The organism is Pseudoroseicyclus aestuarii (assembly GCF_003217255.1).
In the GTDB taxonomy this organism is placed as follows: domain Bacteria; phylum Pseudomonadota; class Alphaproteobacteria; order Rhodobacterales; family Rhodobacteraceae; genus Pseudoroseicyclus; species Pseudoroseicyclus aestuarii.
In genome coordinates this window covers 15,619-40,016 of record NZ_QJTE01000006.1, presented here as the reverse complement: position 1 = coordinate 40,016, position 24,398 = coordinate 15,619, and the positions used below count along the sequence as shown (strand labels likewise).

Below are 24,398 nucleotides of genomic sequence, written 5' to 3'. Positions count from 1 at the left end.
ATGCATCCCCTTCTGACCATGACGCTGCAGCGGCTGGGCTTCGGCCTTCTGACGCTTTTCGCGATCACGCTGCTGATCTTCTTCGCGATCGAGCTGCTGCCCGGCGATCTCGCGCAGGAGGTGCTGGGCCAGTCCGCCACGCCCGAGACCGTGGCCGCCTTCCGCGAGCGGCTCGGCCTCGATCAGCCGCCGGTGCAGCGCTACCTCGCCTGGCTCGGCGGCATCGCGCAGGGGGATCTGGGCACCTCGCTCGCCAACGGGCGCGAGATCGCGGGGCTGCTGGGCGCGCGCCTCGGCAACACGCTGTTCCTTGCCGCCTATGCCGCCGCCATCGCGGTGCCGCTGGCGCTGGTGCTGGGGCTTCTGGCGGCACTTTACCGGGGCAGCTGGTTCGACCGGACGGTAAACGTCGCGACCCTCTCCTCGATCTCCTTTCCGGAGTATTTCGTCGCCTATATCCTGATGCTGCTGCTGTCGGTGAAATGGGGCCTCTTCCCCTCCATCGCCGATATCGGGCCGGATGCCGGGCTGGGCACGATGCTTTACCGCACCTTCCTGCCGGCGCTGACGCTGGTGCTGGTGGTGACCGCGCATATGATGCGGATGACCCGCGCCGCGATCATCAACCTGCTGGCGCAGCCCTATATCGAGATGGCCCGCCTCAAGGGGGCCTCGCCGATGCGGGTGATCCTGCGCCATGCGCTGCCGAACGCGCTGGCGCCAATCATCAACGTCGTCGCGCTGAACCTCGCCTATCTCGTGACCGGCGTGGTCATCGTCGAAGTGGTCTTCGTCTACCCCGGCCTCGGCCAGCTGATGGTGGATTCCGTGACCACCCGCGACATCCCGCTGGTGCAGGCCTGCTGCCTGGTCTTTGCCGGCATCTACATCCTTCTCAACCTCTGCGCCGATCTGCTGGCCATCGCCACCAATCCGCGCCTGATGAGCCGGAGGTAACCCGATGGACCTGCATGCCGTGAAATCCACCCCGCCGACCGCGCTTTTCGGCATGGCGGTGATCCTTCTCGTCGCCCTCACCGGCCTCTTCGCCCCTTTCATCGCGCCCTATGGCGAGACGGAGGTCGTGGGCCTGGGGTTCGAGCCATGGGGCGGCGACTACCTTCTGGGCACCGACAGCCTTGGCCGCGACATCGCCTCGCGGCTGATCTTCGGCGCCCGCAATTCCGTCGGGATCGCGCTGGCGACGACCGTGCTGGCCTTCCTCGCCGGCACAGCGCTGGGGCTGCTGGCGGCGGGCCTCGGGGGCTGGACCGACCAGATCCTCGCGCGGCTGATTGATCTGCTGATCTCGATCCCCTCGCTGGTCTTCGCCCTGCTGCTGCTGTCGATCTTCGGCACCTCGATCCCGATGCTGGTGCTGATCGTCGCGGTGCTCGAGATGACGCGGGTCTTCCGACTGACCCGCGCGGTGGCGATGGACGTCGCAGTCATGGACTACGTCGAGGCGGCGCGCCTGCGCGGCGAGGGGCTGTTCTGGGTCCTGCGCCGCGAGGTGCTGCCCAACATCACCGCGCCGCTGGTGGCCGAGTTCGGGCTGCGCTTCTGCTTCGTGTTCCTCGCCATCTCGGCGCTGTCGTTCCTTGGCCTCGGCATCCAGCAGCCCACCGCCGACTGGGGCTCGATGGTGCGCGACACCGCCCAGCTGATCACCTTCGGCGAGGTGGTGCCGCTGCTGCCCGCGGGCTGCATCGCGCTGCTGACCGTCAGCATCAATTTCGTCGTCGACTGGATGCTGCACCGCGCATCCGGGCTGGAGGACTGATCCCATGACCGACCCGCTTCTGAGCATCCGCGACCTCTGGATCGAGGGCCGCCAGGGCCGCGACTGGCAGCCCATCGTCAAGGGCATCGACCTCGACCTGCACCGCGGCGAGGTGCTGGGCCTGATCGGCGAATCCGGCGCCGGCAAATCGACGCTGGGCCTCGCCGCCATGGGCTATACCCGCGACGGCACCCGCATCGCGGGCGGCGATATCCGCTTTGACGGGCAGGACCTGCTGGGGCTGAGTGCGCGCCGCCGCCGCGCCCTGCGGGGCAAGCGGATCGCCTATGTCGCGCAGAGCGCCGCGGCCAACTTCAACCCGGCGCATCGCCTGATCGACCAGTATGCCGAGGCGCCCGTGGCGATCCATCACCTGATGAAGCGCCCCGAGGCCCTGCGCGAGGCGCAGGCGCTTTACGAGACGCTGCGCCTGCCGAACCCCCAGGAGATCGGCTTTCGCTACCCGCACGAGGTCTCGGGCGGGCAGCTTCAGCGGGCGATGACGGCGATGGCCATGGCCTGCAAGCCCGACCTCATCATCTTCGACGAGCCGACGACGGCGCTGGACGTCACCACCCAGATCGAGGTTCTGAGCGCGATCAAGGGCGCGGTGCGCGAGGTCGGAACGGCGGCGATCTACATCACCCACGACCTTGCCGTGGTCGCGCAGATGGCCGACCGCATCAAGATCCTGCTGCGCGGCGAGGAGGTGGAGGAGCAGGAGACCAGCGCCATGCTCTCGGCCCCGCAAGAGGACTACTCCCGCTCGCTCTGGGCGGTGCGCAGCCATGCCGCCCCGGCGCGGCCCGCGCCGCCGGCCGAGGCGGTGCCCGTGCTGCGGGTCCGGGACGTCGGCGCCGAATACACCCGCGGCACCCCGGTGCTGCAGGAGGTCGGCTTCGATATCCACGCCGGGCGCACCCTCGCCGTGGTCGGCGAAAGCGGCTCGGGCAAGTCCACGCTGGCGCGGGTGATCACCGGCCTGCTGCCGCCCTCGGACGGAGCGATCGAGCTCGACGGCGCTCCCCTGCCCCCGCAACTCGCGGGGCGCAGCAAGGACCAGCTGCGCCAGGTGCAGATGATCTACCAGTCCGCCGATACCGCGCTGAACCCCAAGCAGACGATCCGAGAGATCATCGGCCGTCCGATCCGCTTCTACCGCGGCCTGCGCGGCGCCGCGCTCGAGGACCGCATCCGCGAGCTTCTGACCGCGATCGAGCTGGATCCGGACACCTTCATCGACCGGCGGCCCGGCGCGCTTTCTGGCGGGCAGAAGCAGCGCATCGGCATCGCCCGCGCGCTGGCCGCCGAGCCGCGCGTGATCCTCTGCGACGAGGTGACCTCGGCCCTCGACCAGATCGTCGCCGAGGGCATCCTGACGCTGCTGCGCCGCCTGCAGGAGGAGCACGACCTGGCCTATATCTTCATCACCCACGACCTCGCCACGGTGCGCGCCATCGCCGACGACGTGGTGGTCATGCAGGAGGGCCGTGTGGTCGAGCAGGCGCCGCGGGACGCGATGTTCGCCCCGCCGCATCACCCCTATACCGAGCAGCTTCTCGGCTCCGTCCCCGAGATGGACCCCGACTGGCTGGACCGCACCGTCGCGCAAAGGGCCAAGGCATGACGATCACCGATCCCGAGGTCCTGCGCTTCATCGAGATGACCGAGGCCGCCTATCCGCCCGAGGCCAATGGCGCCGATGCCGCCGAGAACCGGCGTCTCTACGACGCCATGTGCGCGCTCTTCCGGGCTCCGCGCCCCGAGGGGCTGGCTGTGCGCGACGAGACCGCCGCAGGCGTGCCGATCCGCCGCTACAGCCCCGAGGGCCATGCAGCGGGGCCCTTCGTGCTCTATGCCCATGGCGGCGGCTTCGTCGTCGGATCGCTCGACAGCCACGATGACGTCTGCGCCGAGCTGGCCGTCGCCACCGACTGCGAGGTCGTCTCCGTGGACTACCGCCTTGCGCCCGAGCACCTCTTTCCCGCGCAGATCGAGGATGTCGCCGCCGTCTGGCTGGCCGAGACGGCGCAGGGCCGGCCCGGCATCGTGATGGGCGACAGCGCCGGCGGCACGCTGTCAGCCGCGCTGTGCCTGCGGATGCGGCGGCTGGAGGGGCCGATGCCCCTGGCCCAGGTGCTGATCTACCCGGGGCTTGGCGGCGACACCGACGCGCCCTCCTACACCCAGAACGCCGAAGCGCCGCTGCTGCGCGCCCGCGACGTGACCGGCTATGCCGCGACGATCACCGGCGGCGACCTCGCCCTCAAGCGCAGCGAGCCCGAGGCGTCGCCGCTGCGCGCGGGCAGCTTCGCCGGCCTGCCGCCGGCCCTGATCGTCACCGCCGATGTCGATCCGCTGCGAGATGACGGCACCGCCTATCACGCCGCGCTGACGGAGGCGGGCATTCGCGCCCAGCTGCGCAACGAGCCGCAGCTCGTCCACGGCTACCTGCGGGCGCGCCATGGCTCGGCCCGCGCAGCCGCCAGCTTCGCGGCGATCTGCGACTGGACCCGTGCGGAGGCGCTCGGCCAAGCCCCCGGGCAAGGGCGGTAGCCTGCACCAGCCAAGGGACCATTAGCCACGCACGGCCAACCGTGCCGCGACCTCTTGCTCGCTGCTGATATATCGCCTATTCGAGATATATGGAACAGATGCATGCAGAGCAGCTCGCGGCCCTCGCCCATCCCCAGCGCCTCGCGCTGTTCAGGCTGCTGATGCGCCGCTACCCCGACCGGGTCCCCGCCGGGGAGCTGGTCTCCAGCCTCGGGGTGCGGCAGAACACCCTTTCGGCTTATCTCGCGACGCTGCGCCAGGCCGGGCTGATCGACCAGACCCGCCGGGGCCGGTCCCTGCTGTACCGGATCGAGATGGCGCAGACCGGCGGGCTGATGTCCTATCTTTTCGCCGATTGCTGCCGCGGCCGGGCCGAGCTTTGTTCGCCCCTGCCCGCCGGCGCCGGACCCGGCGCCCCCGGCGCGGATGGCCGGTTCAACGTGCTTTTCGTCTGCTCCGGCAATGCCACCCGCTCGCTTCTGGCCGAGTCGATCCTCCGGGCGGAGGCGGGGGATCGCTTCGCCGCCCATTCCGCCGGCACAGATCCCAAAGCCGCCCCGAACCCTGCCGTGATCGAGATGCTGGAGGCCAAGGGGCACGATACCGCCCCGCTGCGGCCCAAGGCGCTCGCGCCCTTCCGGGGCGAGGGCGCGCCCGCGATGCACTTCGTCGTCACCCTCTGCGACAAGGCCGCGAACGAGGACTGCCCCGCCTGGCCCGGCCAGCCGATCAGCGCCCATTGGGGCATGCCCGCCCCGGCGCAGGCCGGCGGCACCGAGGCCGAGCGGAGCCTCGCCCTGCAGCAGGCCTATGGCGCGCTGCGGCGCCGCATCCTCGCCTTCACCGCCCTGCCGGTCGAGACGCTGGACCGCGCCGCGCTGCAGGCCCGCGCCGACGAGATCGGCGGCACCGAACCCGCCCTCATCGAGGAGACCGCCCCATGACCGTGATCGCGCTCAACGGCCTCGGCCGGATCGGCAAGCTGGCCCTCCGCCCGCTGCTGGACAGCGGCCTCGAGATCGCCTGGATCAACGATGCCATGGGCGATCCGGCGATGCATGCCCATCTGCTGGAATTCGACAGCGTCCATGGCCGCTGGGCGGCAGACATCGCCGCCGACGAGACCGGCATCACCATCGACGGGCGCCGCCTGCCCGTCCATGCCGAGGCCCGGCCCGGTGCCCTGCCGCTGGAGGGCGTCGATGTGGTCGTCGACTGCACCGGACGCTTCAGGACCGAGGCGGCGCTGGCGCCCTATTTCGAAGCCGGCGTGAAGCGGGTCGTGGTCAGCGCCCCGGTCAAGGCGGACGGCGCGGCGAATATCGTCTACGGCGTCAACGAGGACACCTTTGATCCCGCCGCCCACCGCATCGTCACCGCCGCAAGCTGCACGACCAATTGCCTCGCGCCGGTGGTCAAGGTGATCCACGAGGGGCTGGGGATCCGCCATGGCTCGATCACCACGATCCACGACGTGACCAATACCCAGACCATCGTCGACCGCCCGGCCAAGGACCTGCGCCGGGCGCGCAGCGCCCTGAACTCGCTGATCCCGACCTCCACCGGCTCGGCCACGGCGATCACCGCCATCTTCCCCGAGCTGACGGGCCGGCTGAATGGCCATGCTGTGCGGGTGCCGCTGCTGAATGCCTCGCTGACCGACTGCGTCTTCGAGGTCGCGCGCGAGACCAGCGTGGAGGAGGTGAACGCCCTCCTGCGCGCCGCCGCCGAAGGGCCGCTGAAGGGCATCCTCGGTTACGAGACGCGGCCCCTCGTCTCGGCCGATTACGTAAACGACACCCGCTCTGCCATCGTCGACGCGCCCTCGACCATGGTCGTGGCGGGCACGCAGGTGAAGATCTACGCCTGGTACGACAACGAGATGGGCTATGCGCACCGCCTTGCGGATGTCGTGCGCATGGTCGCCGCCGCGCGATGACTACCGCGCGCCCCGAAGGGCTGACGGGTTACATCGCCGTCACCGCCGCCTACTGGGCCTTCATGCTGACGGACGGCGCGCTGCGGATGCTGGTGCTGCTGCATTTCCATGCCCTCGGCTTCTCGCCGGTGCAGCTGGCCTATCTCTTCGTGCTTTACGAGGTCGCGGGCATCGTCACCAACCTCTGCGCCGGCTGGATCGCCGCCCGCTTCGGCCTGACCTCGACGCTTTTTGCCGGGCTGGGGCTTCAAGTGGCGGCGTTGCTGGCGCTGGCGCTTCTGGACCCGGCATGGGCGCTCTGGCCCTCGGTCGGCTACGTCATGGCGGTTCAGGGCGCCTCGGGCGTCGCCAAGGACCTGTCGAAGATGAGCGCCAAGAGCGCGGTCAAGCTGCTGGCGCCCGGCGCGCAGGGCGGCCTCTTCCGCTGGGTTGCGGTGCTGACTGGGTCGAAGAACGCGGTGAAGGGGCTGGGCTTCCTGCTGGGCGCCATGCTGCTGGCGCTGGCGGGCTTCGTGCCCTCGGTCCTGGCCATGGCGGGGGTGCTGGCGCTGATCCTCGGCCTGCTCGTCTGGAAGATGCCCGCCGGCCTGCCGCAGGGCCGCAAGGGCGCGAAGATCACCGAGGTCTTCTCGACGGACCGCAACATCAACTGGCTCTCGGCGGCGCGGCTGGCCCTGTTCGGGGCGCGCGACGTCTGGTTCGTGGTCGGCATCCCGATCTACTTCTACGCCGTCCTCTCCGACGGGTCAGAGGCCGGCAACCGCGCCGCCTTCTTCATGATCGGCAGCTTCATGGCCCTCTGGACGATCCTCTACGGCGGCGTACAGGCCAGTGCCCCGCGCCTGCTGCGCGCCGCAACCCGTCCCGAGGCGGCGCTGGTGCGCGACGCCCGCCGCTGGGCCGGGCTTCTCTTCGCGGTGCCGGCGCTGCTGGCGCTGCTGGTCTGGGCGGCGGGCGCACCCTCGCCCTGGCTGACACTGGCGCTGGTCGCGGGGCTGCTGGTCTTCGGCGCGCTCTTCGCGGTGAACTCCGCGCTGCACTCCTACCTGATCCTCGCCTTCTCCACGACCGAGCGGGTGACGATGGACGTCGGCTTCTACTACATGGCCAATGCCGCGGGGCGGCTTCTGGGCACGCTGCTCTCGGGGCTGACCTACCAGCTGGGCGGGCTGCCCGCCTGCCTCGGCACCGCCGCGCTGCTCGTCGGCCTGAGCTGGCTTGGCGCGGACCGGCTGCGCCCCCCACAGGAGGTCCCGGCATGAGCGGGTTCGACCGTTACCTCAGCCTCTGGATCGCGCTGGCGATGGCGGCGGGCATCGCCCTCGGCGCGCTGGCGCCGGAGCTGGTCGCGGCGGTGGCGGCGGCCGAGGTTGCCTCGGTCAATCTCGTGGTGGCGGTGCTGATCTGGGCCATGGTCTATCCGATGATGGTCGGCGTCGATTTCGGCGCCGTGGCCGGGGTTGCCCGCCAGCCGAAGGGCCTGCTGGTCACGCTGGCGGTGAACTGGCTGATCAAGCCCTTCACCATGGCCGCCCTCGCGGTGCTGTTCTTCGAGCATGTCTTCGCGCCCTGGATCGCGCCCGAGGACGCGGCGCAATACACGGCGGGGCTGATCCTGCTGGGCGCCGCGCCCTGCACGGCCATGGTCTTCGTCTGGTCGCAGCTGACGCGCGGGGATGCGACCTACACGCTGGTGCAGGTCTCGGTGAACGATCTGATCATGGTCGTGGCCTTCGCCCCCATCGTCGCGCTGCTGCTGGGCGTGACAGAGATCGCGGTGCCTTGGTCCACGCTGGTGCTGGCGACGGTGCTTTACGTCGTGCTGCCGCTGATCGCTGGGCTGCTGACCCGGCGCTGGCTGGGCAGCGAGGCTGCGATCGAGGGGTTTGCCGCGCGGGCCAAGCCGGCCTCGGTGATCGGGCTGGTGGTGACGGTGCTGATCCTCTTCGGACTGCAGGGGCAGACCATCCTGGATCGTCCGGGCGTCATCGCGCTGATCGCCGTGCCGATCCTGATCCAGAGCTACGGCATCTTCGCGCTGGCCTATGGCGCGGCCTGGGCGCTGAAGGTGCCGCACCGGATCGCCGCGCCCTGCGCGATGATCGGCACCTCGAACTTCTTCGAACTGGCGGTGGCGGTGGCGATCAGCCTTTTCGGCCTGTCCTCGGGGGCGGCGCTGGCCACGGTCGTCGGCGTGCTGGTCGAGGTGCCGGTCATGCTTTCGCTCGTGGCCTTCGCCAACCGCACGCGCGCCCGCTTCGCGGGCTGAGGCTGGCCGGCGCGCGCGGCGCCGGCCCCTTTCGTCATTCGCCCAGCGCGATGCCCTCGCGCCGCGGATCGGCGCCGCCGCGCAGCCCGCCCTCGGTGATCTCGATGGCATGCAGGCCGGAGGTCAGGTCGCGCACCTCCGTCTCGAAGCCCAGATCCTGCAGCGGGCCTTCCAGCGCCTCGGCCTCCGTCCCGGCCTCAAGGTCGAAGGTGCCGAAGCGGTTCACGAGGTGCGGCGCGGCCAGGGCCTGCTGCACGTCCATGCCGAAATCGGCCCAGTTGACGATGGCCTGCGCGACATAGCCGATGATCCGGCTGCCGCCCGGGCTGCCAACGACGAGGACGGGCGCGCCGTCTTCCATCACGATGGTTGGCGCCATGGAGCTGCGCGGCCGCTTGCCCGGCTCCACCCGGTTGGCGATGGGATAGCCGTCCTCATGCGTGGCAAAGCTGAAGTCGGTCAGCTCGTTGTTCAGCAGGAAGCCGTTGGTGAAGAGGCGCGAGCCGAAGCCGTTCTCGATGGTCGTGGTCATCGACAGGGCGTTGCCGTAGCTGTCGACAATCGAGATATGGCTGGTCGAGGGCAGCTCGATCGACTGATCGTCGCCCCAGAGCATCGCGTGCTGCCACTCGGGCTCGCCCGCGGTGACCTCCGGCAGGGCATCGTCACCCTCCAGCAGCTCGGCCCGCCCCGAAAGGTAGGCGGGATCGACCAGCCCCTCGGTCGGCATCGGGACATAGTCGCTGTCGGCCATGTAGCGGCCGCGGTCGGCGAAGGCGAGGCGCGAGGCATCGCCGATCAGGCGCCAGGCCTCGGCATCCTGCGCGCTCATGGAGGCGAGGTCGAAGCTGTCCATCATCCCGAGGATCTGCCCGACGGTCAGTGCGCCGGACGACGGCGGGCCCATGCCGCAGACCTCAAAGCTGCGATAATCGGCGCAGACGGCATCGCGCTCCACGACGTCGTAAAGCCGCAGGTCCTCAAGCGAGAGGACACCGGGATTGCCCTCTGCCCCCTGCACGCGGTCCACGATGGCCTGCGCGATCTCGCCCTCGTAGAACGCGGCGGAGCCCTCCTCGGCGAGGCGCCGCAACACATCGGCATAGGGCTGGTTCACCAGCATGTCGCCCTCGGCGATGGCGGTGCCACCCGGAAAGAAATAGGCCGCCGTCTCGTCGAAGCGCTGCAGCCGCTCGGCGTCATCGGAGACCAGCGTCGCGAGGCGCGGCGAGACGGCGAAGCCGCCCTCGGCCAGGTCGATCGCGGCATCGAAGAGGGTCGGCCATTCGGCTGTGCCCCACTTCTCCTGCGCCGCCTCCATCAGCCGCGGCGTGCCGGGCGTGCCGACCGACAGCCCGCCGACGACGGCGTCGTAGAAGGACAGCGGCTCGCCACTCTCGTCCTGGAACAGCTGCGGCGTGGCGGCCATGGGCGCCGTCTCGCGCCCGTCGAGCGTCGTCAGCTCGCCGCTTTCGGCATCGTACCAGACGAGGAAGGCACCGCCGCCAAGGCCGGAGCTCTGCGGCTCCACCAGGCCCAGCACGGTCTGGACGGCGACCATGGCATCGGCGGCCGTGCCACCCTGACGCAGGACCTCGGCGCCGGCCTCGACCGCGAGCGGGTTGGCGGCGGCAACCATCCAGTCCTGCGCCTCGGTGGGCTGGCCGTCCATCTTGGACTGCATGGCCGCAGAGGCGGCCTCTCCCAGGCCTTGGAATTCCCCGGTCGAGGTGCCCTCGGTGGTGACGGCATCGGCCGCCTGCTGCGCCGTGGCCGGCGCGGCGGCCAGCAAGGCCGCGATCACTGCGTGACGTTTCATCATGTCCCCCTCTCGTATCCTCGTCAGGCTACGCGGGTGGGACAGCATTGCAACCGCCCTGTTGCGGCGGCGGCATCAGGGGGCGCGCTAGTCCCTGAGAACCCTGTTCAGCGCCTGGCGCAGGGTATGCTCCAGCTCGGGTTCGAGCATCTCGATGATCTCGCGGTCGGGCCGGCCGCGCGCCTCGGCGGGCACGGGGATCTCGACCGAGACCACCCGCCGGTTGCCGAGCGGCCCATCCATCAGCCGGAACACGGCCCTGTCGGTCCTGCGATTGACGCTTTCGAGCTTCAGGCTGAACGACATGACCGCATGATCTTTGTCTCCCCTTGGGACCGCACCGCCTGCCGCGTCGTGCAGGCTATGCCGAATTCGTTAACACGCCCTGGCCATGGGATCAGATCAAGTTCCGGAGAGACGGGGCCACTCCCTCGGCGAACGGCCAGCCCCTCAGGCCGACCTTCGTGTCCGCGGCAAGCGCGACAGGCCGCCGGCGCCCGGCCCGAGTGTCATCGCACCGTCATCACATCGCCTTACGGGTCGGGCCACGCAGCGGCCCCGGGCCGCCGTCTCCACCTTCCAGGCAAGGACGCCGTGATGACTCGCAAACCCAGCCAGACCTTCCGCACAAGCCAGCTCGAGGCGGCCGACGGACCGGGTCGCAACCCGACCGACAGCCGCACGATGGGCGAGATCATCGCCGCCCGCTTCTCGCGCCGGGGCTTCTTGCAAGGTTCTCTGGCGACGACCGCCATCGCGGCCACCGTCGGGCGCACCGCCTTCGACGCCGCGCCCGCCGCCGCGCAGACCTCCGGCAGCGCCTTTTCCTTTCCCGAGGTGACAGCCGGCGTCGACGCGGACCACCACGTCGCCGAGGGCTATGACGCCGACGTCCTGCTGCGCTGGGGCGATCCTCTGTTCCCCGACGCGCCCGCGTTCGACCCTGACAACCAGTCCGAGCAGTCGCAGGAGCGGCAGTTCGGCTACAACAACGACTTCGTCGGCTACATCCCGATCGACGGCTCCTCCGAGCACGGCATCCTCGTGGTGAACCACGAGTACACCAACGAGCACCTGATGTTCCCGGGCGTGGTCACGAAGGCCGATCAGGAGCTGGCCGAGGGCGATGCCGAGCTGTCGATCGCGCCCGCCGACGCATGGCGCGTCGGTGTCGAGATGGCCGCGCATGGCGGCACCGTCGTCGAGATCCGCAAGGACAGCGGCAAGTGGCAGGTCGTCCTCGACGGCGCGCGCAACCGCCGCATCACCGCCCGCACCCCGATGGAGATCACCGGTCCCGCCGCCGGCCATGCCCGGCTGCAGACCGCCGCCGATCCCGCCGGCACCCGCGTGCTGGGCACCGTGAACAACTGCGCCGGGGGCGTGACGCCCTGGGGCACCTACATCATGGCCGAAGAGAACTTCCACGGCTACTTCCTGGGCGTGCTGCCCGAGGGCCAGGCCGAGGCCGGCAACTACGACCGCTACGGCGTGCCGGGCGGCAGCTACGAGTGGGGCAACTTCGAGACCCGCTTCGACCTGGCGCAGGAGCCGAACGAGCCGAACCGCTTCGGCTGGATCGTCGAGGTCGACGTGGAGGATCCAACCTCCACGCCGAAGAAGCGCACCGCGCTTGGCCGGTTCAAGCACGAGGGCGCGCAGAACATCGTCGCCCCCGGCGGCCAGGTGGTCATGTATCTCGGCGACGACGAGCGCTTCGACTACGTCTACAAGTTCGTCACCGCCGGCACCTATGACGAGGCCGACCGCGCCGCGAACATGGACCTTCTCGACGACGGCACGCTCTACGTCGCCCGCTTCGACGAGGATGGCAGCGTGACCTGGATGCCGCTGACCTTCGGCGAGGGCCCGCTGACCGCCGAGAACGGCTTCGAGAGCCAGGCCGATGTCCTGATCGAGACCCGCCGCGCCGCCGACCTTCTGGGCGCGACCCCGATGGACCGCCCCGAGGACATCGAGCCCAACGGCACCAATGGCCGCGTCTACGTCATGCTGACCAACAACACGAAGCGCGACGAGGCCAATGCCGCGAACCCGCGGCCCGAGAACGCCTTCGGCCATATCATCGAGATCGCCGAAGAGGGCGGCGATTTCGCCGCCACCACCGGCACCTGGGAGATCCTGGTGCAATGCGGCGATCCCTCGATCGCCGAGGTCGGCGCGACCTTCTCGACCGAGACGACCGAGAACGGCTGGTTCGGCATGCCGGACAACTGCGCCGTCGATGCCGACGGGCGGCTGTGGGTCACCACCGACGGCAACAGCGCCAGCGCCACGGGCCGCACCGACGGCGTCTGGGCCGTCGATACCGAGGGCGAGGCGCGCGGCACCTCGCGCCTGTTCTACCGCGTGCCGGTCGGCGCCGAGATGTGCGGCCCGCAGCCGACGCCCGACATGGCGACCTTCTTCGTCGCCGTGCAGCACCCGGGCGACGGCGGCGACGATTGGGAAGGCTTCGGCCGCCCCTCCTACTACGAAGACCTCTCGACCCGCTGGCCCGACTTCGACGAGGCGCTGCCGGTGCGCCCCTCGGTCGTGGCGATCACCAAGCAGGGCGGCGGCCGCATCGGCTGACCGTTTTGCCGCGCCGGCCGGGTCTGACCCCGGCCGGCACAGGGCTGTCGCGCCGCCCCCTCTCCCGAGACAGCCGCGCGTTGCGGGAGATGACGGTCCCCTTGCCCCCGCTACTGGCCCAGCCTATGATACGGTATAACATAATGTAACTGACGACGAGACCTGGGCCGCCGATGACCGACCGACCGATCCCGCCGGGCGGCGCTGCGGGCCAAGCGGTCCGGCGGCGCCGCATGGCAGGCCCCTCTCGCGCGATTACCCCCCTGACACGAGACGCGGCGATCCTGACGGCCCTCACGCTGCTGCTGGCGCTGACGGCGATGCTGTGCTGCGGCCTCGGCCCCGTGTCGATCCCGCCGGGGACGGTGCTGCGCGTCCTCGGCCACCATCTCCTCGACTGGCCGGTGCAAGGCGACTGGCCGGCCAGCACCGATGCCATCGTCTGGCTCTCTCGCCTGCCGCGCGTGCTGATGGCCATCGCCGTTGGCGCCACACTGGCGCTGGCGGGGGCCGCGCTGCAGGCGGTGGTGCGCAACCCGCTGGCCGACCCTTATGTCCTCGGCGTCAGCGCAGGCGCCTCGACCGGGGCGGCGCTGGCGATCCTCGTTTTCTCGGGGACGGGCATCCTGCTTCTGTCGACCTCGGCCTTCGCCGGCGCCGTGCTGGCGATGCTGCTGGTGCTGGTGATCGGCGGCGCGCGGGGCGAGGTCGTGCCCTTTCGACTGATCATGGCCGGTCTCGCGGTGGGCTACGCCCTGACCTCGGCGACGAGCTTCCTGATCTTCGCCTCCGACTCGCCCGAGGCGAGCCGGTCAGTGATGTTCTGGCTGCTGGGGTCGCTGGCCTCGGTGCACTGGATCACGGCGCAGGTGGCGCTGGCGGTCGCGGCAGTGACCCTCGTCTTCATGGCCTTCGCCTCTGGCCCGCTCGACGCGCTTGCGGCGGGGGACGAGACGGCGCTGGCGGTCGGGCTGCGGCCCGGTGCGGCGCGGCTGGCGCTGATGGTCGGGACCTCCCTCGCGGTCGGCGTCATGGTCGCGGGCTCCGGCGGGATCGGCTTCGTCGGCCTCGTCGTGCCGCATATGGCGCGCGCCCTCACCGGGGCGCGGCATGCGATCCTGCTGCCCACCTGCGCGCTGCTGGGCGCCATCGTGCTGCTGCTGGCCGATCTTCTCGCCCGGATGCTCTTTGCGCCGCAGGAAATGCCGATCGGCGTCGTGACCGGCCTGATCGGCGCGCCGCTGCTGCTGCTTCTGCTGCGCAACGCCGCCCCAAGACCCTGACCCCAAGAAAAAGGCCCGTGATGATACTGCTCCGGATGCTCCTCCCCCTCTCTGCCGCGCTCTGCGCGGGCCCCGCGCTCGCCCAGGACGGCTTTCCCCTGACGCTCGAGAATTGCGGCACCGAGATCACGCTTGAAGCGCCCGCGCAGCGCATCTTCATGGTGAACAGCGACGCGATCCCGCTCCTCTCGGCGGTCGGCGGGCTGGACCGCGTGGTCGCCCGCACCTCCGAGCCGCTGGAAGGCATCTACGATCCCGCGATCTACGAGGCGCTGGCGGAGATCCCGCTGATCACCTCCGAGACCAATGCCACCGGCGGCGCGGTCATCTCGATCGAGAGCATCCTCGACGCGGAACCCGACCTCGTCCTCGCGCCCGAGAACGCCGTCGACCGCGCGCTGCTGGCACAGGCCGGCATCGCGACGTATTCGCCGCCCGCCTATTGCGACAGCCCCGCCTTCGATACCGCGCAGCCCGCCGGGTTCGAGCGGGTGACGGACGAAGTCGCGACCTATGGCGCGATGCTCGGCCTCGGCGCCGCCGCGGAGGAGGCCAATGCGGCGCTGACTGCCGATCTGGACAGGCTGGAGGCCCGCCCGCAGCGGGACGCGGCCCGCGCGGCGGCGATCTACGTCTGGTCGGGCGGCCAGCAGCTGAGCCCCTATGGCGCGCAGTCGATGATCACGCCGATCTTCGCCGCAGCCGGCCTCGAGAACGTCTATGCCGACATGCCCGAGCGCGTCTTCGACGTGAGTGTCGAGGACCTGCTGGACCGCGACCCCGAGACGGTCGTGCTGCTCTATTCCAGCGGCGCGCCAGAGACGCAGATCAATGCCTTTACCGCAATCCCCAGCCTCGCGGGGCTGCAGGCGGTGCAGGAGGGGCGCGTCGTCGCCCTGCCGTTCCCCTTCACCGATCCGCCGTCGCCGCTGTCGGTCGAAGGCGCGGAGCGCCTGTCGCAAGAGCTGGACGCCCTCCAGTGATCGAGGCGCGCGGACTCGGTGTCGCGCGGGGCGGCCGCTGGCTGATCCGGGACGCCGGTCTGCGCGTCGCCCGCGGCGAGGTGCTCGGCCTGATCGGGCCGAACGGCAGCGGCAAGACGACACTGCTGCGCTGCCTCTACGGCGCCCTTGCCCCCGATGCCGGGGAGGTCCGGCTGGGGGGCGCGGATATCGGCGCCCTGCCGCGCCGCGAGATCGCCCGCCGCATCGCCGTCGTTCCGCAGGAGCGCCCCGACGACAGCGGCCAGCGCCTGCGCGAGGTCGTGGCGCTGGGGCGGCTGCCACATCGCGGGCTGATGCCCGGCCTCGGGGCCGGGGGCGCCGCCGCCGCGCAGCACGCGCTGGAGCGTGTCGGCCTTGGCGCCATGGCGGAGCGTCCTTTCGCCTCCCTCTCCGGGGGCGAGGCGCAGCGCGGGCTGATCGCCCGCGCGCTGTGTCAGGAGGCGCCGATCCTGCTGTTGGACGAGCCGACCAATCACCTCGACCTGCGCTACCAGCACGAGGTGCTCGGCCTGATCCGCAGCCTCGGGCTGACGGTGGTCATCGTGCTGCACGACCTGAACCTTGCCGCCCGCTACTGCGACCGCCTCGCCCTGCTGGACGGGGGGCAGGTGATCGCCTCCGGCCCGCCCGAGGCGGTGCTGACCCCCGCCCTGCTGGAGCCGGTCTGGCAGGTCTCGGTCACGACCCTGCCGCGCCGCGACAGCGGGCTGCACCTTATCTTTGCCGAACGGCCGCTGGACGGCCAGAACCAGGAGCTTTTCCATGCCCACCACTGACGCCAGCCTCTCACCGCAAGAGCTGCTGCGCCGCTGGGACGCCCAGCAGACCGCCTTCATCAAGCACCGCGACCAGCGGTTCGACATCATGACCGACCTCATCGCGGGAACGGCCGGAGAGGCACCGCGAGTGCTGGATCTCGCCTGCGGGCCGGGCTCGCTGAGCGCCGCGATCCTTCAGCACCTGCCCAAGGCGCAGATCACCGCCGTCGACAAGGACCCGGTGCTGTTGGAGATCGCGCGCGGGGTCTTCGCCGGCGACGCGCGGGTCGAGGTCCGCGAGGCCGATCTCGACGATGCGCAGGCGCTTGCGGCGCTGGGGGATTTCGATGCCGTCGTGAGCTCTACCGCGCTGCACTGGCTCTCGCCGCAGGCCCTCTCGGCGCTCTACTTCCGGCTGCCGAACCTCCTGCGCGAGGGCGGCATCTTCATGAACGCCGACCACCTTTACTTCGACGCGCAGACGCAGCCTCTTCTCGACCGCCTTGCGAAGGCTGACGATGCCGCCAACCAAGAGGCCGCCTTCGGGTCCGGCACCGACACCTGGGACGCCTGGTTCGCCCTGGCCGAGGCGCAGCCCTGGCTTTCCGCAGCGGCAGAAGCCCGCGCTCGCGTCTGGGAGGGGAAGGCCCCGCCTGCCAAGGTCACGCTGGGCTACCACATCGAGGCGCTGCGCAGCGCGGGCCTGCGCGAGGCCGGGACGGTCTGGCAGTACCTCGACGATTACGTCGTCTTCGCCCGGCGCTGACGGCGCGTGGTGCCGTCGCCCGCGGCATCCCGCGAGCGATCCTCGACCCACGCACGGCGCGGCGCGGGTGATCCCGCCCCGCGCCGCTGTTCGGGAACCCGGCAGCTAAGCCCGGTCAGTCCCTGAAGCGGATGGCCTCGCCGTCCGGGCCGAAGACGTGAAGCTCCTCGTCGTCGAAATCGAGGGTCGCCGGCTCGCCGATCTTCAGCGGCGTGCGCCCGCCCAGCGCGGCGGTGACCTGCGCCCCGCCCGGCAGCCGCAGCCCGGCGACCGTCTCGTGGCCCAGCCGCTCGATGAGATCGACGGTGCCCCGCAGCGGCCCGTCGGGGACGGCGCGCAGCGCGTGGGGACGGATGCCAAGGGTCAATGTCTCTCCGGCCTCGACCCGAAGGCCCGGGATCGCCCGTTCGGCCAGATCGGCGCCCGAGACCACGGCGCCAGCGGCATCGGCGCGATCCACGCGGACCTCGATCAGGTTCATGCGCGGCGAGCCGATGAAGCCGGCGACGAAGACATTGACGGGCCGGTCGTAAAGATCGAGCGGGCTGCCGACCTGCTGCACGACGCCCTTGTCCAGCACCACGATGCGGTCGGCCAGCGTCATCGCCTCGACCTGGTCGTGGGTGACGTAGATCATCGTCGCCTTCAGGTCGCGGTGCAGCGCCGCAAGCTCCATCCGCATGTCCATGCGCAGCGCCGCGTCGAGGTTCGAGAGCGGCTCGTCGAAGAGGAAGACCTCGGGCTGGCGCGTGATGGCGCGGCCGATGGCCACGCGCTGGCGCTGCCCGCCCGACAGCTGCGCGGGGCGGCGATCCAGAAGGTGCTCCATCTGCAGGATGCGGGCGGCCTCCTCGACGGCCTTCGCCCGCTCGGGCTTGGGCACCTTGGCCAGCCGCAGGCCGAAACCCATGTTCTCGGCCACGGTCATATGCGGGTAGAGCGCATAGGACTGGAAGACCATCGCCACGCCGCGGTCGCGCGCCTCGACGTCGTTGACGACCTCACCGCCGATCTCGATCTCGCCGTCCGAGATCTCCTCGAGCCCGGCGATCATCCGCAAGAGCGTGGACTTGCCGCAGCCGGAGGGGCCAACGAATACGGTGAACTCGCCCTCGGCGATCTCCAGATCGACGCCGCGGATCACCTCGGCCCCGCCGTAGGTCTTGCGAACGTCGCGTAGTGTCAGACCGGCCATGTTTATCCTTTCACGGCGACCTGCAGCAGGGCGGCGACGAACTGGCGCTGGAAGATCAGGAACAGGATCACCGTCGGCGCCAGAATGATGAGGGAGCCCGCGCAGAGCAGCGGGATGTCGGTGCCCCATTGGCCCTGAAAGGCGCCCAGCGCCCCGGCCATGGTGCGGCGGTCCGGGTCCTGCACCAGCACGACGGGCAGCAGGAACTGGTTCCAGGTCCAGAGGAACAGCAGGATCGACAGCGACATGATCGCGGGACGGGCCAGCGGCACCTGCACCAGGAGGAACTCCTGCCACCGCCGCGCCCCGTCGAGCTGCGCCGCCTCGGACAGGTCCGCCGGCACGTTCAGGAAATGCGCGCGCATCCAGTAGACCGAGAAGGGCATGAAGAGGCCGATCAGCGGCAGGATGATCGCGAGCCGCGTGTTGAGCAGGCCGAGGGCGAGGATCTCGTAGTAAAGCGGCGTGATCACCGCCTCGAAGGGCAGCGTCAGGCCGAGCACGAAGACGAGGTAGAACCAGCGCCCCCGCCCCGCCGTCAGCCGCGCAAGGCCGAAGCCCGCCATGGTGGCGAAGAGCACGGCGGCCGGCACGGTGCCCAGCACGATCAGCGTGCTCGACCACAGCAGCGCGCCCATGTTCGCCACCTCCCAGGCCCGGGCAAAGTTGCCCCAGGCCGGCGCCTCGGGCCATTCGAGGCCCGAGGGGTAGGTCCCCGAGGGCGCCAGCGCGGCCGAGAGCATCGACAGGAAGGGCAGCAGCGTCAGCGCCATCAGGATCAGGATCAGCCCGCGAGAGGCCCAGGGTGTCGTCGCGATCCAGCGTTTCATTTCCGCTCCCTCACCGCCCATTGGATCGGCAGGACGCAGACCAGCACGAGGATCATCAGCACGATCGCCAGCGCCGAGGCGAGGCCGACCTGCCGATGCGCGAAGGCGAGACGGTAGATCTCCAGCCCCGGCACCGTCGTCTCGATCCCCGGCCCGCCCGAGGTCGCGACATAGACGATGTCGAAGGAGGACAGCGCCTGGATGATGGTGACGGTGACGCAGACGCCGATCTCCTGCCGCAGCCCCGGCAGGGTGATGAAACGGAACTCGTGCCGCGGGCGCGCCCCGTCCAGCTTGGCCGCCTCGTAGAGCGAGCCGTCGATCTTGGCGATGCCGGTCACGAGCAGGATGGTACACAGGCCCAGCAGGACCCAGGCGCCGATCAGCCCCACGGCGGGCAGCGCGAAGGTGAAATTACCAAGCCAGCCCCGCACCTGATCTTCCAGCCCGACCAGCACGAGCGCCTGGTTCACCACGCCGTTCCAGTCGTACATCCAGCTCCAGGCGATGCCAGCGGCAACCAGCGGGATGACCTGCGGCAGAAAGAGGATGGTCCGGGTGGCGGTGCCGAAGCGTCCGGCCATCTGGCCCCGGATCGCCGAGGCGACGGCGAGGCCGACGCAGACCGGCACGACGGTGAACCACAGGACAAGCTCGAAGGCGTTGCCGATGATCTGCAGCAGGTCGTCGTCGGTCAGCACCGTGACGTAGTTCGACAGGCCGGCAAAGCTCCATTCGCCGATGCCGTCCCAGTTCAGGGTCGAGTAGAACAGCGACATGCACAGGGGCACCAGCACGAAGCAGGCATAGGCCAGGAAGGCGGGGGCGATGAAAAGCACCGCCTGCCGCCGCGCCGCGGCCCGCCGCCGCGAGGGCGGCGGGGCCGGGGTGCGGGCCCGCATCGGTCGCGGGCCTGGGTTGTGATCAGCGAGACTGGTCATGGATCAGCGCGACAGCTGCGTCTCGTATTCGTCCTGCACCGCGTCCAGCAGCCCTTCGGCGTCCTGCACGCCGCCGACCAGCTTCTGCAGCTCGGGCGTCCAGCCGGCGGCGAAGATCGCGCCGGTCGCATTGGCGATGAAGTCCATCGCGCCGTCGTCGGCCGCGATGACCTGCCCGGCCTCCAGCGTCTCGGCGATCAGCGAGTCCTGGTTCACCTCGGGCAGCGCCATGTCGGCGGGGCCGCCGGGGTTGGAGCCGCCGATCTCGACGTTGAGCTGCCGAGCCTCGGGGTCCGTCGCCACCCAGTTCAGGAAGGCGGCGGCACAGTCCGGATGCGCGGCATTGGCGCCGATGCCGAAGGTCAGAGGCGAGGACATGGTCGCCTGGCGCCCGCCCTCCTCGAGCGGCGGCATCAGGAAGAAGCCGACATCGTCGCCCATCTGCTCTTCGAGGTTGGCGCTTTCCCAGTCGCCGTTGAACATGAACAGGCCCTGCCCGTTCGTGAAGCGGCTCATCATGGTGAAGTAATCGAGCGCGTTGGCGTCGCGGGTGAAGTATCCCGCCTCGACCCAGCCCTGCAGATGCTCGGCGGCCTGCAGGTTCTCGGGCGTGTCGATCGTCGCGCCCTCCTGCTGGAAGATCCAGGCATTGATCGGTTCGGGGTCGCCGTAGCTGCCCATCAGGTTCTGCAGCGGAAAGGCGAGACCGCCGGTGTCCTTGTTCCACTGGACGATCGGCTGCACGCCGGCCTCCTTGGCGGCGGCGAGGAGCGCGTCCAGCTCTTCCAGGGTCTGCGGCGCCTCGGTCATGCCGATCTGCTCGGCCAGCGCGGCGTTGTAGAAGACGCCGGTCAGCGAGTAGTTCAGCCCCATCGCGTAGAGCGATCCGACACCGCGGGGCCGGCCGCCATCGGCGACGCGGATCTGCACGAGGTTGCCTTCCGGGAAGGCGTCCCAGCCGTAGGCGTCGTAATAGGGATCGAGGTTCAGCAGCAGGTCGTTGGCGACGAGATCGCTGATCGACGGCAGGCGGATCAGGTCGGGCGCGCCGGGCTGCGAAAGAAGGCGGGGCGAGTTCTCCATCAGGTTGGCGAACTGGTCCTCGCGGATGTCGAAGGTGACATCCGGGAACTGCGCGGTAAAGGCCTCGGCCAGCCGGCTGGGCAGCGGGAAGCCTGTCTCGAAGTAGGCGTTCAGCTCCACCGGCTCGGTGCCGCAGCCGGGGGCGTCCTGCGCGGCAGCGGCGCCGGCGATCAGCGCGGCCGCCGAAACGGCGAGCGAGCGGGTCGTGAAGGTGCGGATCGTGGTCATGTGTCGTCTCCTCCTCTGAAGTACACTTGGCAGTCTCCGCCCGCTGAAAGGTTTCAGCCGGCGGCCGTCCGGCGCGTTGATCCCGCCCCGCTCATACCGCGTCCCTCAGAGCGTCGATGATGCGGGTGGCGCGGGTATCTTCCGTCGCCATCATCCAGTTGGTCACGAAGGCAAAGCCGATGCCCGCGTCGGGATCGGCGAAGGCCACCTGCCCCCCGGCCCCGTCATGGCCGAAGCTGGCGGGCCCCAGGTAGCGCCTCGCCTCCGAGTCGAGCTGGAAGCCCGCGCCCCAGCGGGCGTAGGGGCCGGGCGCGTCGAAGACCGGCGCGCCGCCCGAGCGTTCGCGCGTCGCCTCCGCCACCACCGGCGCCGAGAGCAGCCGCCCCGCGCCGGCGACAGTGCCCGACCAGACGGAGGCAAGGCCGCGGGCGGTCGCGATGCCGCCGGCGCCGGGGATCTGCGCCTGGTGAAGCCGGGGCGCGTTGAAGCCCCCCTGCTCCGTCACCAGTTCGGGCGGCAGCGCGGCGCCCAGCGTCATCGCGCGGTAGGGCCAATGCGGGTCCTCGGGGCTGTCTCGCCCCGCCTCCTGCGCCCAGATCTGGACGATCGAGGGCGCGGTCCGGCTATGCGCGACGCGCGGCTCTAGCGCCTCGGGCAGGCCCAGCCAGACGTCGGCCTCCATCGGGCCCGACAGCCCCTGCACCACCGCCTCGCGCGGCATCAGGCCGGTGGCCCGGCGCAGGATCTCGCCCGCCAGCCAGCCATGCGTGATCGCGTGGTAGGCGTAGCCCTGCCCCGGCGACCAGAGCGGCTCCTGCGCGGCGAGACGCGCGGTCATCCGCCCCCAGTCGACGATGTCATCCTCGGACAACCAGTCCCGCGGCGCCGAAAGGCCGGCACGGTGGGCCAGCGCATCGCCGACCGTCACATCGCCCTTCCCGGCCTGTGCGAACTCCGGCCAGAGCGCGGCGACGGGCGTGTCGTAGGTCATCCGCCCCGCCTCGACGGCCTGGGCGATCAGGATCGACATGAGGCCCTTGGTGCAGGAGAAGACGACAGCCGCCGTGTTCCGCTCCCACCCCGCGCCGGTGCGGGCATCCGCCACGCCGCGCCAGAGGTCGACGACCGGCACGCCGTCCCGCCAGACGGAAAGAGCGGCCCCCATCTGCGGCAGCCCCTCGAAGGCGGCGCGGAAGGCCTCTTCGACAGCACCAAATCCGGCGGCGCTGGTGCCCGCTATTTCCGTCATGCCGACACCTCCTGCGCGGGCACCAGCCCGCGACCGTCGGCAGAGAGCGTCAGCGGGACCGGGTCGGCGACGCGGCCGATGAAGCCGCCCTCCCCCTCGTTCTCGAAGGCCATCAGCACGGCCTGCCCGTCGCGCCGGATCACCACGCGCCCGGCATAAAGCCTCTCGTCGCAGATCAGCCGCGCTTCGTGGATCGGGTAGCCGCCCGCGGGCAGATCCGCCTCGATGGCGACGGCCCAGACGCCGCCCCGCTGGCCCGCCCGCTCACCGCAGAGCTTGGCGCCGTCGCAGGAGAAGACGAGAAAGCGCTGCCCCTCGACCGCCACGACCTGCGGCACTTCGAGATGCGCGAAACCTGCGCCGGGCGCGCTGAGGGCCGGCTGCGGCGTCCAATGCTCCAGATCCTCGGAGGTCATGTGGCCGATCACGCCCCGGTCGTCGCCCGCGCCATGCGTCGCGCGCGCCGTGACCAGCATGTGCCAGAGCGTCTCGCCCTCGGGCCGGAAGACCCAGGGGTCGCGCCAGGCCTCCTCAGGCCAGTCCGAGGTGCCGAGCGTTTCGTAAAGCGCCGGGTCCGCGGCGAGGACGACGCCCGGCCGCTTCCCCCACTGCTGAAGATCGCGCGACACGGCGAGGCCGATCATCTCGATATTGGCGTGGGTGTCCGGCTCTAGGAACACCGAGCCGGTGTAGAACATGCGCCAGAGCCCGTCGTCGCCGCGCAGCGTGCTGCCGGTCCAGGTGGCTGAGGCGTCGAAAGACCCTTCGGGACCCGCGTCGAAGACGCGCCCGTGATCGGTCCAGTCGCGAAGATCGGCCGATGTGGCGTGGCCGATGCGCGCGTTCCGGTGCCGCAGGTGCGGATCCCCCAGCGCCCGGGGCGCATGAAGGTAGAACATGTGGAACAGGTCGCCGTCCTCGGCGAACCAGATATCCCAGACCCAGTGATCGGCGTGTTCGAAACTCATGTCGCGGACTGCTAAACGGATTTAGCAACTTGTCAAGCATCTGGCTGACCGGCTATCTACCCGCGTGTCACCAGAAGATGCCCCTCCCCCGGCGCCGCGCGGCGCGCGGCGCAAGCGTGTGACGCTGGCCGATGTCGCACGGCGGGCCGGCCTGTCCTCGGCCGCGGCCTCGATGATCCTGACGGGACGCCCCGACACCCGCCTCTCGCCCGAGGCGCATCAGCGCGTCCATGCCGCCGCGGCCGAACTGGGCTACCGCCCAAACGTCGCCGCGCGCGCCCTGCGCACCGCCCGTACCAAGAGCTTTGCCTTCATCTCGGACCATGTCGCCAGCACCCGCTTCGCCAGCGGGCTGGTTCGTGGCGCCCTCTCCGCGGCGGAGGAGGCGGATCACATGCTGCTGCTGCTGGAGACGCGCGGCGAGCCGGGGCGCGAGGCGCAGGCGATCGAGACGGCGCTCGACCGGCAGGTCGACGGGATCGTCTTCGCCTCGATGCGCGCGCGCGAGGTCTCCATGCCGAAAATACCGCCCGGCCTGCGGGCGATCATGCTCAACGGGACCAGCCAGCAGTGCCCCACCGCCGTGCTGCCCGACGAATACGAAGGCGGGAGGGCAGCCGTCACGCTTCTGGCCGAGGCCGGCGTGACCGAGGGCATCGCGCTTCTGGGGCACGAGCCGGGGGCCGAGAAAGGCCTCTTCCGCTCGCAATCCGTGATCCGCCGCCTCGCCGGCATCCGCGACGAGATGGCCGCGCGCGGGATGGCCTTCGAGGTGGAGCTGAGCGCCTGGAACTGGGAGCCGCAGAATGGCCATACCCTGACGCAGCGCCTGCTGCGCCGCCGCACCCGGCCCCGCGCGCTTCTGTGCCTGAACGACCGCCTCGCCTTCGGGGCATACCAGGCGCTCGGCGAGGCGGCGCTGGCCATCCCCGAAGAGGTCGCGCTGGTCTCCTTCGACGACGACGAGATCGCCGGCTACCTGCGCCCGGGCCTGACGACCATAGCCCTGCCGCACGAGGAGATGGGCGCGAGGGCGGTGCGCTACCTCCTGCAAGAGACGATGGAAGAGGTCGAGACGCTGGTGCCGATGCAGCCGATCATCCGCGGGTCCCTTCCCGGGGCACAGGAGTAG

The 24,398-nt window shown here is 70.4% G+C and carries 22 protein-coding genes; 14 read left to right on the top strand and 8 right to left on the bottom strand.

The window, feature by feature from the left end:
- The 8 genes from DFP88_RS14250 (at position 1) to arsB (ending at position 8,547) form a co-directional block, all read left to right on the top strand.
- Positions 1-957 (top strand): ABC transporter permease, encoded by a 957-nt coding sequence (locus DFP88_RS14250; RefSeq protein WP_181418668.1) that lies wholly within the window; start codon positions 1-3, stop codon positions 955-957.
- 4 nt (positions 958-961) lie between these two features.
- Positions 962-1,783: an ABC transporter permease gene (locus DFP88_RS14245; protein ID WP_110815373.1), complete on the top strand. Its 822-nt coding sequence runs from the start codon at positions 962-964 to the stop codon at positions 1,781-1,783.
- A gap of 4 nt (positions 1,784-1,787) precedes the next feature.
- Complete coding sequence (locus DFP88_RS14240; protein WP_110815372.1) at positions 1,788-3,410, top strand: ABC transporter ATP-binding protein; 1,623 nt, start codon at positions 1,788-1,790, stop codon at positions 3,408-3,410.
- Positions 3,407-4,339, top strand: coding sequence for an alpha/beta hydrolase (locus DFP88_RS14235; RefSeq protein ID WP_110815371.1), 933 nt, complete (start codon positions 3,407-3,409; stop codon positions 4,337-4,339). Before DFP88_RS14240 ends, DFP88_RS14235 begins: the two co-directional genes overlap by 4 nt.
- 89 nt (positions 4,340-4,428) lie before the next feature.
- On the top strand, positions 4,429-5,283 hold the full coding sequence (locus DFP88_RS14230) for a metalloregulator ArsR/SmtB family transcription factor (RefSeq protein WP_110815370.1): 855 nt from the start codon (positions 4,429-4,431) through the stop codon (positions 5,281-5,283).
- Positions 5,280-6,278: an ArsJ-associated glyceraldehyde-3-phosphate dehydrogenase gene (locus DFP88_RS14225; protein ID WP_110815369.1), complete on the top strand. Its 999-nt coding sequence runs from the start codon at positions 5,280-5,282 to the stop codon at positions 6,276-6,278. Before DFP88_RS14230 ends, DFP88_RS14225 begins: the two co-directional genes overlap by 4 nt.
- Positions 6,275-7,540, top strand: a complete 1,266-nt coding sequence (arsJ, locus tag DFP88_RS14220; protein WP_110815368.1) for an organoarsenical effux MFS transporter ArsJ — start codon at positions 6,275-6,277, stop codon at positions 7,538-7,540. Before DFP88_RS14225 ends, arsJ begins: the two co-directional genes overlap by 4 nt.
- Positions 7,537-8,547 (top strand): ACR3 family arsenite efflux transporter, encoded by a 1,011-nt coding sequence (arsB, locus tag DFP88_RS14215; protein WP_110815367.1) that lies wholly within the window; start codon positions 7,537-7,539, stop codon positions 8,545-8,547. The genes arsJ and arsB overlap by 4 nt, the downstream gene beginning before the upstream one ends.
- 34 nt (positions 8,548-8,581) lie before the next feature.
- Here the strand turns inward: arsB and ggt are convergent, their stop codons facing one another.
- Together ggt and DFP88_RS14205 are read right to left on the bottom strand one after the other, a co-directional pair.
- Complete coding sequence (ggt, locus tag DFP88_RS14210) at positions 8,582-10,366, bottom strand: gamma-glutamyltransferase (RefSeq protein ID WP_110815440.1); 1,785 nt, start codon at positions 10,364-10,366, stop codon at positions 8,582-8,584.
- 87 nt (positions 10,367-10,453) lie between these two features.
- Positions 10,454-10,672 carry a hypothetical protein gene (locus tag DFP88_RS14205; protein WP_110815366.1) on the bottom strand — a complete coding sequence of 73 codons (219 nt, stop codon included), beginning with the start codon at positions 10,670-10,672 and terminating at the stop codon, positions 10,454-10,456.
- A 288-nt stretch (positions 10,673-10,960) separates the two neighbouring features.
- Here DFP88_RS14205 and DFP88_RS14200 point away from each other — a divergent pair, with 288 nt between their 5' ends.
- The 5 genes from DFP88_RS14200 to DFP88_RS14180 all read left to right on the top strand — a co-directional run bounded on the left by DFP88_RS14200 (position 10,961) and on the right by DFP88_RS14180 (position 16,772).
- The gene (locus DFP88_RS14200) at positions 10,961-12,961 is read left to right on the top strand and encodes a PhoX family protein (protein ID WP_110815365.1); all 2,001 of its coding nucleotides are present in this window, start codon (positions 10,961-10,963) and stop codon (positions 12,959-12,961) included.
- A gap of 173 nt (positions 12,962-13,134) precedes the next feature.
- Positions 13,135-14,244, top strand: coding sequence for a FecCD family ABC transporter permease (locus tag DFP88_RS14195; protein WP_110815364.1), 1,110 nt, complete (start codon positions 13,135-13,137; stop codon positions 14,242-14,244).
- A gap of 20 nt (positions 14,245-14,264) precedes the next feature.
- Positions 14,265-15,227 carry an ABC transporter substrate-binding protein gene (locus DFP88_RS14190; protein WP_110815363.1) on the top strand — a complete coding sequence of 321 codons (963 nt, stop codon included), beginning with the start codon at positions 14,265-14,267 and terminating at the stop codon, positions 15,225-15,227.
- Complete coding sequence (locus DFP88_RS14185) at positions 15,224-16,024, top strand: ABC transporter ATP-binding protein (RefSeq protein ID WP_110815362.1); 801 nt, start codon at positions 15,224-15,226, stop codon at positions 16,022-16,024. The genes DFP88_RS14190 and DFP88_RS14185 overlap by 4 nt, the downstream gene beginning before the upstream one ends.
- Entirely contained in the window at positions 16,011-16,772 is a 762-nt protein-coding gene (locus DFP88_RS14180; RefSeq protein ID WP_110815361.1) for a class I SAM-dependent methyltransferase, read from the top strand. Before DFP88_RS14185 ends, DFP88_RS14180 begins: the two co-directional genes overlap by 14 nt.
- A gap of 115 nt (positions 16,773-16,887) precedes the next feature.
- Here the strand turns inward: DFP88_RS14180 and DFP88_RS14175 are convergent, their stop codons facing one another.
- From DFP88_RS14175 to DFP88_RS14150, 6 genes are all read right to left on the bottom strand, one after another.
- The gene (locus tag DFP88_RS14175) at positions 16,888-17,967 is read right to left on the bottom strand and encodes an ABC transporter ATP-binding protein (protein ID WP_110815360.1); all 1,080 of its coding nucleotides are present in this window, start codon (positions 17,965-17,967) and stop codon (positions 16,888-16,890) included.
- Positions 17,968-17,969: 2 nt separating this feature from the next.
- Entirely contained in the window at positions 17,970-18,797 is an 828-nt protein-coding gene (locus tag DFP88_RS14170; protein WP_110815359.1) for a carbohydrate ABC transporter permease, read from the bottom strand.
- Positions 18,794-19,699 carry a carbohydrate ABC transporter permease gene (locus tag DFP88_RS14165; protein ID WP_110815358.1) on the bottom strand — a complete coding sequence of 302 codons (906 nt, stop codon included), beginning with the start codon at positions 19,697-19,699 and terminating at the stop codon, positions 18,794-18,796. The genes DFP88_RS14170 and DFP88_RS14165 overlap by 4 nt, the downstream gene beginning before the upstream one ends.
- Positions 19,700-19,741: 42 nt before the next feature.
- Positions 19,742-21,049 carry an ABC transporter substrate-binding protein gene (locus DFP88_RS14160; RefSeq protein WP_110815357.1) on the bottom strand — a complete coding sequence of 436 codons (1,308 nt, stop codon included), beginning with the start codon at positions 21,047-21,049 and terminating at the stop codon, positions 19,742-19,744.
- A 91-nt stretch (positions 21,050-21,140) separates the two neighbouring features.
- A complete protein-coding gene (locus tag DFP88_RS14155; protein WP_110815356.1) occupies positions 21,141-22,298 on the bottom strand; it encodes a serine hydrolase domain-containing protein in 1,158 nt (385 codons plus the stop codon).
- Positions 22,295-23,266 carry a glycoside hydrolase family protein gene (locus DFP88_RS14150; RefSeq protein WP_110815355.1) on the bottom strand — a complete coding sequence of 324 codons (972 nt, stop codon included), beginning with the start codon at positions 23,264-23,266 and terminating at the stop codon, positions 22,295-22,297. Before DFP88_RS14150 ends, DFP88_RS14155 begins: the two co-directional genes overlap by 4 nt.
- Positions 23,267-23,330: 64 nt before the next feature.
- Between DFP88_RS14150 and DFP88_RS14145 the strand changes: the two genes are divergently transcribed.
- Positions 23,331-24,398: a LacI family DNA-binding transcriptional regulator gene (locus DFP88_RS14145; RefSeq protein ID WP_220032345.1), complete on the top strand. Its 1,068-nt coding sequence runs from the start codon at positions 23,331-23,333 to the stop codon at positions 24,396-24,398.